Genomic DNA, 12,757 nt, shown 5'->3' with positions numbered 1-12,757 from the left:
GGGTTTACCTCGACGGGGATGAACGTGTTCTTGCTCGGTCCTGTTCCCACGCCCGCCGTTGGGATGCTCACCACATCCATGCGCGCGGATGTCGGTGTGATGATTTCTGCGTCACATAATCCTGCGGAAGACAACGGGATCAAATTTTTCGGCCCTGACGGGTTCAAGTTGTCCGATGAGGACGAGTTGGAAATCGAACGGCTTTTGATTGAGGGCGTTGAACCAGCACAGGCGCGCAATATCGGGCGCGCCACGCGCATTGACGATGGGCGGTTTCGCTACAACGAACGTGTGAAAGCCACCCTGCCGCGCGGCATGTCGTTCCAAGGGCTGAAGGTCGTGATTGACTGCGCAAATGGCGCGGCCTACCGCACAGCGCCCGAAGTGTTGTGGGAGCTTGGTGCGGAGGTCATCAAGGTGGGGACATCCCCCAATGGTATGAATATCAACGATAAATGTGGATCAACTTATGTAAAGACCGCAGCCGAGGCCGTTGTAGCGCATGGGGCGGATGTTGGTATTTGCCTTGACGGTGACGCCGACCGTGTGATGATCCTCGACGAGACGGGGGCCGTTGCGGACGGCGACCAGTTGATGGGGTTGTTGGCAAAACGGTGGTCCGATCTTGGGCGTTTGTCGGGCGGGGCATTGGTTGCCACTGTGATGTCCAATCTCGGCCTTGAGCGGTTTTTGGAAGGCGAGGGATTGCGCCTTGAGCGCACGGCCGTTGGCGACCGCTATGTGGTCGAGCGCATGCGCGAGGGTGGGTTCAACCTTGGTGGGGAACAATCCGGCCATATTGTTATGACTGATTATGCCACCACGGGGGACGGGCTTTTGGCGGGATTGCAGTTTCTCGCGGGCATGGTCGAGACGGGCAAAAAAGCGTCCGAGCTCACTAAAGTATTTGAACCTGTCCCACAGCTTTTGAAAAACGTGCGCTACGGAACGGGGCAAAAACCACTGGACAACGAGGGTGTGAAGGCCGCGATTGCGGACGCCGAGGCCAAGCTACAGGGCAACGGACGGTTGTTGATCCGCAAATCTGGCACCGAGCCACTTATTCGCGTTATGGCCGAAAGCATCAGCGAAGAGACGTTGAATGCGGCGGTCAATAGCGTGGTTGAGGCGGTTGAAAAAGCGACCCGCTAAAACGGTCTATGTTCGAAAAAGACAAGAAAAGGCGGCCATATGCGCCGCCTTTCTCATACTTTGGTTCTGATTGTGTAGGTTGTGCGGCTATTGTCCGGCTACAAACGGTGCGTAGACGATCACCGAGGCGGCGCTCATCAACGTCCAGATCACGCCTAATGCCCGCGTGAATAGCCCGGAATTTCCTTTGGGTTTGGCCACCGCCACGGCGCGCGCGACCGCCAAAAGGTAGATGCCAAAGACCACAAATGACGCGCTGAGCAGCGGGCTAAAGATCGGCGCAAAAGAGGCAAGCGTTAAAAGCACGATCATAATCGGAAGGTAGATGAGCCCTGCAAGGTAGTTGCCCGCCCAAAAGGTATCACCCAAGCCCTCACGCCCTTTGAGAAGGCTGATCCAAAAGCCGCGCGTAAACATGCGTTGGCGTTCGGTTGCAATCTCGTCAAGGTTTTCAGGGGTCAGGTCGTCGGGGATATGATTGTCGGACATCGGGGCCTCACTTTCGCGCGTATTTGCGCATGAAAAAGGGCGCCCCGCAAGGCGCCCGTTCCCAAATTTGGTGTGACAGATCCGCCTTAGTTGCGCTCTTTGTCGACCATTTTGCCTGCGGAAATCCACGGCATCATGCCGCGCAATTTTGCACCGGTTTCTTCGAGCAGGTGCTCGTCGTTTGCGCGACGCGATGCTTTGAGTGTTGGCTGGCCAACAGCGTTTTCAAGCATGAAGTCGCGGACGAATTTGCCGGACTGGATATCTTCGAGAACGCGTTTCATCTCGGCTTTGGTGCGGTCATACGGGATGATGCGTGGGCCGGTCACGTACTGGCCATACTCCGCAGTGTTGGAGATGGAGTAGTCCATGTTCGCGATGCCGCCTTCGTAGATCAGGTCGACGATGAGTTTCACTTCGTGCAAGCACTCGAAGTAAGCCATTTCAGGGGCATAGCCAGCCTCAACAAGTGTCTCAAAACCACAACGGATGAGGTCCACAACACCGCCACACAAAACTGCCTGCTCACCAAAGAGGTCGGTTTCGCACTCTTCGCGGAAGTTGGTTTCAATGATGCCGGAGCGACCGCCACCAATTGCGGAACAGTAGGACAAGCCAACTTCAAGCGCCTTGCCGGACGCGTTGGTGTCTACGGCGACGAGGCACGGAACACCGCCCCCTTTGACGTATTCGCCGCGCACGGTGTGGCCTGGGCCTTTTGGTGCCATCATGATCACGTCAACGCCGGCTTTTGGCTCGATGAGGCCAAAGTGAACGTTCAGGCCGTGGGCGAATGCAATAGCTGCACCTGGCTTGATGTTGTCGTGGACATATTTTTTGTAGGTCTCGGCCTGAAGCTCGTCGGGCATGGTGAACATGATCACGTCACACCATGCGGCGGCTTCGGCGATGCCCATAACAGTGAGGCCTTCGGCTTCGCATTTCTTGGCGGACGCAGAGCCTTCGCGCAGAGCGACGACAACGTTTTTCGCGCCGGAATCACGCAGGTTCAGCGCGTGCGCGTGGCCTTGTGAACCGTAGCCCAGAATGGCAACTTTGGCTTCTTTGATGAGATTTACATCGCAATCGCGATCATAATAAACGCGCATGGTAGGCGCTCCCTATAGATAGTGCGGACGCTATGCGGCCACGGATTGATATTGGCGGTAATATGATGCAATTTTGACGTAATAGCGTTTCAAAAATTGACAATTTTGCCAAAAGATGCGTCTATTCATGCGAAAAATCTTAGATATGTGATAAATTCATGCTTATAGATGATACGGATCGACGTGTTTTGCGTCAACTTCAGGCGGACCCTGATGCCCCTGCCGCCGAATTGGCTGAACGGGCAGGGGTAACACCTGCAACCTATACGCGGCGGTTGGCGGCGATGCGCAGTGCGGGGGTGATCCGTGCGATCCGGGACGAGATCAATTGGCACGCATTGGGCTATTCGGTTGAAGTGTCGCTCCGCTTCACGCTTGATAAAACCGAGCCGCGCGCGTTTGACGAATTTATAGCTGCGGCGCGCACCGTGCCTGAGGTGATTTCTATTGGTACCTTTTTGGGTCAGGTGGATGTCCGCCTCTTGATCATCGCGCGTGATATGCCTGATTATCAACGGCTTTACCGCGACCATATTCTGACTTTGCCGCATATCTCCGACATTGAGGCGTTGATGCATGTGGCACAGGTCAAAGACCGTCAGGCGGTGCCGTTGTGATTGTTATGGATGATATCGACCGTGTTTTGGCTCGGGCTTTATGTGAGGATGCAACGCGCTCGGCGGGGGCACTTCGCCGTGATCTGGGGTTGAGCCAACCTGCAACGTGGCGACGGATCAAACGTTTGCGCGATGCGGGATTATTCGGGGCGCGCCGCGTTGATCTCGATCTGGAAAAAGTGGGGTTTAGTGTGACTGTGTTTTTAGGGATCAAACTGGCGACAAAGGGACGTGTCTCCCTAGAGGATTTCGAGCGCGCGGTTGCCGCGATCCCAGAGGTGCAAACGGTGCAGCACGTTCTGGGTGTGTATGACTATCGCCTACGTGTGGTCGCCACCGATCTGCCGGATTTCGAACGGGTTTTGCGGCGGCGCATCATGACGCTGCCCGGTGTGGGGAATGTTGAAGCGAACGTGTTGTTGTCAGAGGAACGCCTCACGGGGCCGCTATAACGTTCAGATTTTATGGGATTTTACGGCGTTGTCCGGAAGGTCAGCATATCCTGTGATCATCGGCTTGATCAAGTTTTCACCCTTGCGCTTTTTGTACCAAAAGATCGCGCCGATGTGGCCAAGCACCATGAGCAACAAAATGGCTGAAAGCGGCTCATGCAGTGAGAGCGCTTTGCGCGCGACCTCGATTGAGACGTACTGTGCCAATGGTCCGGTGTTGATGTAATCCTCTGGATCGGCAAGCAGACCTGAGGTGATTTGTAGGGCCAATACGATCAAAACACCGACGACAAAAACCGCGCCCACGGCGTTGTGTCCGTAGCTGTGCGATGGTGATTGGGTCGGGAGGGTGCGCGCGTAGGCCATGATCTGTTTTGGCCCTTTGACAAAGTGTGCAAACCGCGCGGTACGATATCCGACAAATCCCCAAATGACCCGAAGTGCCACGAGGCCTGCAAGCGTGTATCCACTATAAAAGTGGAGCGTCATAATGTTCGGCCCGAACTTTCCCAACGCCCATGAGGTCGCAAACGCGATCACGAGAGACCAGTGGAGAACCCGCACAACGGGATCCCACACATAGGTTTTTTGCAGAGGTTCGGACATCATGACGCTCCTGATCGCTACGGATTAAAAATCTTTTGCGCGGTAGTCATCGTGGCAGGCTTTGCAGGTGCCGCCAAGTTTGCCAACGGCGGGTTGCAAGGCCTCAAGGCCACCACCCGCGACCTCGTTCAGCTCAACCACTGCCTGGTAGAACGCCATACCTTTTTCTTTGAACCCGTCCATGTCCGCCCAGATGTCGGCTTTGGCGCGGGTTTCTCCCAATAGGTCATCATTGGATGTATTTGGGGCGAATAGGTCGGCGGTGGTGTATCCGGTCAGGGTCATGATGTCTTTTGCAGCGGCGGAGGCGGCATCGGCATCGTAGTCGATTTTGCCCTGTGCCATACCGCCAAGGGTGGCCATTTCAAAGCCGACGAGCGTGTAGAATGCGCGGCGAGCCTTGGCCACGTCAGAGGCGGATTGGGCAAAGGCGCCCGTGGCGGCGGTTGCGGCGATGATGGTCGTGAGTAGGAGGTGTCGCATGTGTAAAATGTCCTTTTGGGTTTGAACTCGTAAGCGTGTGGATGTGCGCGCGTTACATCGACTATGAGGATTATATTGTGCGAACTGAATGTGACAAACCATCCCTTCGTCTGTGCGGATGGCGGAATTTGCGGTCAATTTCTCGTGAATGCCCAAGTGACGGGCAGGCGCGAGCCGCTCACATGCAAAAGGGGCACCCGATGAGATGCCCCTTGTAGACGTGATGACAGTTAGGTCAGGCCAATTTGATCTGGATTTTGATGTCCGTTGGCCGTGCCTCGACAGCGCGGTCAAAGGCCTCAATTGACTGCTCAAATGCGTAAGTTTTCGAGATCAGAGGCTTAAGGTCAACCTTGCCTGATGCGATCAATTCCACGGCACGATCAAAGATATTGGCATAGCGAAACACCGTTTCCATCCGGAGCTCTTTGGCCATTGCCCCAACCAGATCAAAGTCGAATTTATCGACAGGAAGACCGACAAAAACGACCGCGCCGCCGGGGCGTGCGGCATCAAACAAGGTGGGATAAACGGACGGATGACCCGCGCATTCGAACACGACATCAGCGCCCCAATTCCCCGTAGCTTCATGGACTTGCTCCGCGGCTGATCGGGTGGGGTCCAGCGGAATAATTCCGTCATATTGTCCCGCTGTTTCAAGCTTTTGTGCGACAACGTCATGGATTAAGACCCGCGCGCATCCCCCCGCAAGGGCGGCCAGTGCGGTCATCACGCCAATCGGCCCCGCGCCAATGACAACCGCCACATCTCCAGGGGTGATCTTGGCTTTTGCGGCGGCTTGCATACCGATCGCAAAAGGTTCCACCATCGCGCCCTCTTCGAAGCTGACGTGATTAGGAAGTTTGAATGTAAAAGCGGCAGGATGCACCACCGAGGGGATCAGACAGCCGTGAACGGGCGGGGTGGCCCAGAACCTTACATCGGGATCGACGTTGTAAATCCCGAGCTTGGAGGCGCGGCTGGTGAGGTTGGGAATGCCCGGCTCCATGCACACACGATCCCCGACGGTGAGGTGGGCGACATTGGCCCCCACGGCCGTTACCGTTCCCGCCGCTTCGTGACCCAAAACCATTGGGGCGTTTACCACAAACGGGCCAATCCGCCCGTGGGTGTAAAAATGCACGTCCGACCCACAGACGCCCACGGTGTTGATCGCGATTTGCACATCATCTGGTCCCATCTCATGGCCAATGTCGATGTCGCGAATAGCGAGTTTGCCTTTTTCTTCTAGTACAACGGCGCGTTGTTGCGTCATGATCTATCTCCCAGAATGCGTGTCACCATCTCCGTGGTATCACGCGACAATTCATTCACAGACAGCATTTTTTCAAGTTGTGAGCAAATGCGCGCTTGGCGCGACGTGTCATAGCGGCGCCATGTCTCAAAGGCACCCGACATGCGCGCGGCGGTTTGCGGGTTCAATTTATCTAGTGCGATCAACTGCTTGGCCAAAAGCACATAGGCGGCCCCACTTTCGTGGTGGAACCCTGCGTGATTGGCGGTCAGCGCGCCAAAGACCGCGCGGAAGCGATTTGGGTTTTTCATCGTAAATGCAGGGTGATGTGTCAGACGTTCAGCCACGCTCGCCGCATCGGCAGGGGCGGCAAAGGCCACTTGCATCATGAACCATTTGTCCATCACAAGGCGGTCGTTTTGCCATTGCGTTTCAAAGGCTTGCAACTCATCCGTGCCAAGGCCTGCGGCCAGAAGTGCCTGCAAACTGCCCGCTTGTTCCGTCATGTTGTCGGCGCGCGCGAACAGGTCTCGCGCGGCGGTTCCGCCGTCCAAAAGGGTGAGGAGCGAGAGGATAGAGAGGCGCAAGGACCGCTTTCCCGACCCATCGGCATCGGGGACGAAAACGGGTGTTTCATGGCGCGCAAAAAGGGTCGGCATCTCGTCGGATAGATGTCGGGCAAGCGTATGGCGCAGCGCCTCGCGCGCGTCATAGATTTTCTGCGGATCAGGGGTGTGACCCGTATCGACAAGCGTTTGCGCCAAGTCGTCTTGTGAGGGCAGGCCCAACACCAACGCGCGGAACGCAGGATCAAGGGTGTCGTCCGTCACCACCGTTTTGATTGCATCAAGGTAATCGGTGGCGGGGGTGGCCCCCGTGGTGATCATGGCCACAAGCGTATCACGCGATAGCATTCGCCCCATTTCCCATTTCTGGAACGGGTCGGTGTCATGGGCAAGAAGGAACGCGCGGGTGGCGGCGTCCATGTCGCGATCCAAAATCACAGGCGCGGAGAAATCGCGCAGGATCGACGCTATGGGACGTGCGCCCAAACCGTCAAAGGTGAAACTTTGCGTGGCCTCGGTCAGCTCCAATACAGTTGTTGGCACCACCTCGTCGCCATTGGGACCGATGAGGCCCACGGCGATGGGCATGTGTTGCGGGCCTTTGTTGGTCTGCCCGGGGGTGTCGGGGGTCGATTGGGTGAAGGTCAGCGTAAATGTACCGTCCTCCCACGCCTCGGCTACACTTAAACGCGGGGTGCCCGCTTGGGCGTACCAATGTGCGAAATGTGCAAGATCACGCCCCGTTGCATCCTCGAATGCCTTGAGCCAATCCTCGATTGTGACGGCCTGACCATCGTGGCGTTCAAAGTAGAGATCACAGCCCTTGCGGTAGGCGTCATCTCCGACCAGACGGCGCAGCATTCCGATGATTTCCGCGCCCTTTTCATAGACGGTGGCGGTGTAGAAATTGTTGATCTCGACAAAGCTCTCGGGGCGCACGGGGTGCGCCAGTGGCCCGTTGTCTTCGCGAAACTGCCGTGCGCGCAGGGTCAGGACTTCTTCAATTCTTTTAACGGGATGGCTGCGCATATCGCCCGAGAACATCTGATCACGGTAAACCGTTAGCCCCTCTTTGAGGCAGAGCTGGAACCAGTCGCGACAGGTGATGCGGTTGCCCGTCCAATTGTGGAAATACTCATGGGCGATGATGCCCTCGATACGTTCGAAATTTGCATCGGTCGAGGTGGCTTGCGAGGCGAGGACACAGGACGAATTGAAAATATTCAGCCCCTTGTTTTCCATCGCGCCCATGTTGAAGTCGTCAACGGCGACAATGTTGAAAATGTCCAAGTCGTACTCGCGGCCGTACACCTGTTCGTCCCATGTCATCGAGTCCTTGAGCGCCTGCATCCCAAAGGCGCATTTGTCCTCGTCGCCACGGCGCACATAGATGTTCAATTCAACCTCTTTGCCCGACATGGTGGTGAATGACCCCGCGTGGTTGAGTAGGTCGCCTGCGACAAGCGCAAAGAGATAGGCGGGTTTGGGCCACGGGTCATGCCACTCGGCCCATCCATCGCCCATGGCTATGGGATTGCCGTTGGACAGCATCACGGGCATGTCGCTTTCGACGCGCACGGTAAAAGTGGCCATGACATCGGGGCGGTCGGGGTAATAGGTGATTTTGCGAAACCCCTCGGCCTCGCATTGGGTGCAATACATACCGCTCGACATATATAGCCCTTCAAGGGCGGTGTTGTCCTCGGGCGCGATTTCGACCTCGGCCTCGAACACGAACGGCTTTTGCGGCAGGTCGGCGGCGGCAATGCGTAGCTCCGTGTCCGTGATCTGCATGTTGACGATGGCACCGTCGACGGTGGCGGTGATGAGGGTCAATCCCTCGCCATTCAAAACCAGATCGCCACGGTTGTTATCATTGGGCGTAAAGGCGATGCGTGACAGCACGCGCGTGGTCTTTGGCGCGAGGCGAAACGTGAGATGGACGTCACGCACCCAGTGGTGCGGTTCGGTGTAGTCCTTGAGGTAGATCGTTTCGGATGCGGCGGCTGTCATGGGGAACCTTTCGTGGGTGCGTGCGTGCGAGGTGCAAACGTTAGTGCGCGGTGCGCGCGGGTTCAACACGATCTCGCATGTGGGGCGGATGAATAATGCAGACGTGATGTGACCGATTTTCAGGCGCGCGCTGGGGTGTCGCTACGTTTTTGCGTGCGCGATGCCCCCACTTGCACAAATGCCTCTTTTCCTCGCCGTCCAAGTCATTAGGTTCAAGGTGTCAAAGGAGGCTGTTATGGCGCGACCGGTTGTTGGAATCATTGGGAATACGGACCTGCTGCACGGTGATTATCCGGCCTATACGGGAGGGCGGATGAACGCGGAGGCGGTGGCGGAGGTATCGGGCTGTATGCCGTTGTTGATCCCTGCGCATCCCAATTTCGTGTCGGTCGACGAGCTAATGGCGAGTTGTGACGGGTTCTTGTTCACGGGCGGTCGGCCCAATGTGCATCCCGAGGAATATGGCGAGACAGAGACAGAGGCGCATGGTGTATTTGATCGGTGCCGTGATGCGGTGACCTTACCCTTGATCCGCGCGTGCGTCGAGGCGGGCCAGCCGTTTTTGGGGATTTGTCGCGGGTTCCAAGAGGTGAACGTGGCGATGGGCGGGACGCTCTATCCCGAGATTCGCGACCTGCCGGGGCGGATGAATCACCGTATGCCGCCTGACGGGACGGTGGATGAAAAATTTGCGCTGCGCCACCTGGTGCATTTGACGCCGGATGGTGTGTTTGCCCGACTACTTGGGGCACACGAGGTGATGACAAATACACTGCACGGGCAGGGGATCAAACACGCGGGGGCGCGGATCGTCATTGACGGGCATGCCCCCGATGGCACGCCCGAGGCGCTTTATGTCGACGGGGCCAAGGGGTTCACATTGTCGGTGCAGTGGCATCCCGAGTTTCGCGCGGGCGAAGATCCCGTATCGCGGCCCTTGTTTGAGGCCTTCGGTTCAGCGGTGCGGGCGTTTGCGGCGCAGCGAAACCGTCGGGTTGAACCTGCCTAAAGCAGTTTGAACATGCGAAAATTATCGATGCCAATGCCGCCGCGAATGACAGTTTGGCGGGCATCCGTTACCCAGCCATGTTTGGTGAAAAAGCGGCGTGCAAGGTGTGAGGCCTCGGTGGTCATAACTGTGAGGCCTGCGGCGCGGGCGGTATATTCGCACATCTCATAAAGTGCGGTTGCCGTGCCTTTGCCCATCTCCTCCAACGCCACATACGCAAAGTCGATGTGGCCATCTGCGCCCATCGTGAAAAACCCCACGATCCGGTCGTCTTTGGTCGCACAAATCGCGAATCCTTGTGTGATGAGGGCGGGCCAGTCATCGCCGGCGTGCGGCGCATCGGGTGCCCAGGCCTCTTGTTGGTCTATGGTGTAAAACGCGCCTGTGCCGCCGCGCACTGTACGGTTGAACAGCGCGTAACAGGCGTCCGCGTCAGCTGTGGTCAATGGGCGCAGTTTCATATCTGTGTCCTAGCGTCTTTGCGCGCGGACGCCTAGAGTGGTGTGATGGAAACACATCGTACATTGACCCTCGATTATCCGCCCGTTTGGCTCGTCGCATTTATGGTTTTCGCCTATGCGACGGGAGACACGGGCGAGCCGTTAGCGCGAACATCGTTGGTGTTGGCGCTATCATTCGGATTCATCGGGATTGGTGTCGCATTAATGTGTGCGGCCGCGTTTACGATGTGGCGCCATAAAACAACGGTCATTCCGCATCGTGATCCGGCGCGCCTTGTGACGCATGGGGTCTTTATGCATTCACGCAACCCAATTTACCTCGGAGATGCCTTTACACTTGTTGGGTTTTCCTTACTTTACGGCAGCACAATTGGGCTGCTGTCGGTCCCCGTCTTTATGACGGTGATTTGGTGGCGGTTCATTCGCAACGAAGAACAAAAACTCAAAGGTCTGTTCGCACAAGACTATGACCGTTGGGCAAAGAAAACGCGCCGTTGGATATGACGTCTTGTCGCGGAACGGTGATTGAATGCGCAATAATGTTGCGCAGTGACTGTGTTTTTATGTAACAAGACGATCAGACTAATGCATTGGACCGGGGAAAAGGACTAGCACGTGAAATTCGGTGTTCCTAAGGAAGTGTTCGAGGGGGAAGCGCGAGTCGCGTTGACGCCCGATAGCGCTAAGCAAATTCAAAAGCTTGGCTACGATATTGTTGTGGAAACTGGCGCGGGTCAACGCGCGGGGTTTTCTGACGCGGATTACAAAGAGGCAGGTGTTGAGGTCGTAAAGACTGCCGCCGCACTTTGGAAGGCCAGCGACATCGTCGCCAAGGTCCGTCAGCCCGATGCGACCGAGCTTAAACGCTTGCGCAAAGAGCAGACGCTGATTTCCTTCTTCAACCCTGCGGGGAACGAGGCGGGAATGGAGGCGGCCAAGAAATCGGGCGCCAATGTGATCGCGATGGAAATGGTGCCGCGTATCTCGCGTGCCCAAAAGATGGATGCCCTATCATCCATGGCCAACATTGCGGGCTACCGCGCTGTGATCGAGGCGGGCAATAACTTTGGCCGGTTCTTTACCGGTCAGATTACGGCAGCGGGCAAAGTGCCCCCAGCCAAAGTGCTCGTTGTGGGTGCTGGCGTTGCGGGTCTTGCCGCGATCGGGACATCGACGTCTCTTGGTGCGATCACCTATGCATTCGACGTGCGCCCCGAAGTGGCCGAGCAGGTCGAGAGCATGGGCGCGCAGTTCGTCTACCTCGATTTCGAAGAGGAGCAACAAGATGGGGCTGCCACGGGCGGCTACGCCTCTGTGTCTAGTCCCGAGTTCCGCGAAGCCCAACTTGCCAAGTTCTTGGAACTGGCCCCCGAGGTGGACATTGTTATCACCACGGCGCTGATCCCCAACCGCGAAGCTCCCGAGCTTTGGACCGAGGATATGGTGAAAGCCATGAAACCCGGCTCCGTTGTTGTGGACCTTGCGGCTGAAAAGGGCGGCAACTGTAAGCTGACCGTGATGGATGAGAAAATCGTGACCGACAATGGCGTGACCATTGTGGGCTACACCGATTTCCCGTCTCGCATGGCAACACAGGCGTCGATGCTCTATTCGACCAACATCCGTCACATGATGACCGACCTGACCCCTGAAAAAGACGGCCAGATCAACCATAACATGGAAGATGACGTCATCCGTGGGGCCACTGTGACCCATGAGGGCGAGATTACATTCCCGCCACCACCGCCCAAAGTGGCCGCGATTGCAGCCAAGCCCAAAGAGGTCGCGCCTGTTCTCACGGCCGAGGAAAAACGCGCCGCAGAAGTGGCCGCGTTCAAGGCACAGACCAAACAACAAGTGACGCTGATTGCCGTTGGCGCAGCTCTTTTGCTGTCTGTCGGTCTTGTGGCGCCTGCGTCGTTCATGCAGCACTTTATCGTGTTTGTGTTGTCGGTGTTCATCGGGTTCCAAGTTATTTGGAACGTGTCGCATTCGCTGCACACGCCCCTGATGGCCGTGACCAACGCAATCTCGTCGATCATCATTTTGGGTGCATTGATGCAGATCGGATCCAGCTCGTTCCTTGTGATCTTGCTCGCCGCCTTGTCGGTGTTCATGGCAGGGATCAACATTTTCGGCGGTTTCCTCGTCACACGGCGCATGCTTGCCATGTTCCAGAAATCGTAAGGAGTTCAGGACAATGGAATTCGGATTTACAACAGCGGCCTATGTGGTCGCAGCCGTCCTCTTCATCCTCTCCTTGGGGGGCTTGTCGGGACAAGAAAGCGCAAAACGCGCTGTATGGTACGGTATTGTCGGCATGGCGTTGGCCGTGTTCGCAACTATCATTGGACCGGGTGCGGGGCTTTGGTTCCTGTCGCTCGTCTTGATCGCGGGCGGCGGTGCTATCGGCTATATGGTCGCCACGCGCGTCCAGATGACTGAAATGCCGCAACTTGTGGCGGCCATGCACTCCCTCGTCGGTCTTGCGGCGGTGTTCGTCGGCTTTATCGCGCATTTCGAGATGGGCAACGTGGCGCGCCTT

14 protein-coding genes are annotated in these 12,757 nt (G+C 56.8%); 7 read left to right on the top strand and 7 right to left on the bottom strand.

What is annotated here, in order from left to right:
* Positions 1-1,152, top strand: a 1,152-nt coding sequence (gene glmM, locus ACTG34_RS05025; protein ID WP_439103898.1) for a phosphoglucosamine mutase, incomplete at its 5' end; no start/stop codon positions are given.
* An 87-nt stretch (positions 1,153-1,239) separates the two neighbouring features.
* Here glmM and ACTG34_RS05020 read toward each other — a convergent pair.
* Positions 1,240-1,641, bottom strand: a complete 402-nt coding sequence (locus ACTG34_RS05020) for a hypothetical protein (RefSeq protein WP_439103897.1) — start codon at positions 1,639-1,641, stop codon at positions 1,240-1,242.
* 86 nt (positions 1,642-1,727) lie between these two features.
* On the bottom strand, positions 1,728-2,750 hold the full coding sequence (gene ilvC / locus ACTG34_RS05015) for a ketol-acid reductoisomerase (RefSeq protein ID WP_062219375.1): 1,023 nt from the start codon (positions 2,748-2,750) through the stop codon (positions 1,728-1,730).
* Between the two features lie 158 nt (positions 2,751-2,908).
* Between ilvC and ACTG34_RS05010 the strand changes: the two genes are divergently transcribed.
* Both ACTG34_RS05010 and ACTG34_RS05005 read left to right on the top strand, forming a co-directional pair.
* The gene (locus tag ACTG34_RS05010; protein WP_062221286.1) at positions 2,909-3,367 is read left to right on the top strand and encodes an Lrp/AsnC family transcriptional regulator; all 459 of its coding nucleotides are present in this window, start codon (positions 2,909-2,911) and stop codon (positions 3,365-3,367) included.
* A 5-nt stretch (positions 3,368-3,372) separates the two neighbouring features.
* On the top strand, positions 3,373-3,819 hold the full coding sequence (locus ACTG34_RS05005) for an Lrp/AsnC family transcriptional regulator (protein ID WP_439103900.1): 447 nt from the start codon (positions 3,373-3,375) through the stop codon (positions 3,817-3,819).
* 3 nt (positions 3,820-3,822) lie between these two features.
* Here the strand turns inward: ACTG34_RS05005 and ACTG34_RS05000 are convergent, their stop codons facing one another.
* From ACTG34_RS05000 to pepN, 4 genes are all read right to left on the bottom strand, one after another.
* Positions 3,823-4,425: a cytochrome b/b6 domain-containing protein gene (locus tag ACTG34_RS05000; protein ID WP_439103896.1), complete on the bottom strand. Its 603-nt coding sequence runs from the start codon at positions 4,423-4,425 to the stop codon at positions 3,823-3,825.
* A 24-nt stretch (positions 4,426-4,449) separates the two neighbouring features.
* Positions 4,450-4,908, bottom strand: coding sequence for a c-type cytochrome (locus ACTG34_RS04995; RefSeq protein ID WP_062221283.1), 459 nt, complete (start codon positions 4,906-4,908; stop codon positions 4,450-4,452).
* Positions 4,909-5,143: 235 nt separating this feature from the next.
* Positions 5,144-6,184, bottom strand: a complete 1,041-nt coding sequence (locus ACTG34_RS04990; protein ID WP_439103895.1) for an NAD(P)-dependent alcohol dehydrogenase — start codon at positions 6,182-6,184, stop codon at positions 5,144-5,146.
* The gene (pepN, locus tag ACTG34_RS04985; protein ID WP_439103894.1) at positions 6,181-8,742 is read right to left on the bottom strand and encodes an aminopeptidase N; all 2,562 of its coding nucleotides are present in this window, start codon (positions 8,740-8,742) and stop codon (positions 6,181-6,183) included. Before pepN ends, ACTG34_RS04990 begins: the two co-directional genes overlap by 4 nt.
* A gap of 235 nt (positions 8,743-8,977) precedes the next feature.
* Here pepN and ACTG34_RS04980 point away from each other — a divergent pair, with 235 nt between their 5' ends.
* Positions 8,978-9,751 carry a gamma-glutamyl-gamma-aminobutyrate hydrolase family protein gene (locus tag ACTG34_RS04980; RefSeq protein ID WP_439103893.1) on the top strand — a complete coding sequence of 258 codons (774 nt, stop codon included), beginning with the start codon at positions 8,978-8,980 and terminating at the stop codon, positions 9,749-9,751.
* Here ACTG34_RS04980 and ACTG34_RS04975 read toward each other — a convergent pair.
* On the bottom strand, positions 9,748-10,212 hold the full coding sequence (locus ACTG34_RS04975) for a GNAT family N-acetyltransferase (RefSeq protein ID WP_439103892.1): 465 nt from the start codon (positions 10,210-10,212) through the stop codon (positions 9,748-9,750). The two genes, ACTG34_RS04980 and ACTG34_RS04975, sit on opposite strands and share 4 nt — an antisense overlap.
* Positions 10,213-10,257: 45 nt before the next feature.
* Between ACTG34_RS04975 and ACTG34_RS04970 the strand changes: the two genes are divergently transcribed.
* The 3 genes from ACTG34_RS04970 to ACTG34_RS04960 all read left to right on the top strand — a co-directional run.
* A complete protein-coding gene (locus ACTG34_RS04970) occupies positions 10,258-10,716 on the top strand; it encodes a methyltransferase family protein (RefSeq protein WP_439103891.1) in 459 nt (152 codons plus the stop codon).
* A gap of 111 nt (positions 10,717-10,827) precedes the next feature.
* The gene (locus tag ACTG34_RS04965; RefSeq protein ID WP_439103890.1) at positions 10,828-12,399 is read left to right on the top strand and encodes a Re/Si-specific NAD(P)(+) transhydrogenase subunit alpha; all 1,572 of its coding nucleotides are present in this window, start codon (positions 10,828-10,830) and stop codon (positions 12,397-12,399) included.
* Positions 12,400-12,412: 13 nt separating this feature from the next.
* Positions 12,413-12,757: NAD(P)(+) transhydrogenase (Re/Si-specific) subunit beta (locus ACTG34_RS04960; protein WP_439103889.1), on the top strand; the 345-nt coding region annotated here is incomplete at its 3' end.

The organism is Celeribacter marinus, assembly GCF_965656515.1.
GTDB lineage: Bacteria > Pseudomonadota > Alphaproteobacteria > Rhodobacterales > Rhodobacteraceae > Celeribacter > Celeribacter marinus_D.
This window is presented reverse-complemented; position numbering and strand designations above follow the sequence as displayed.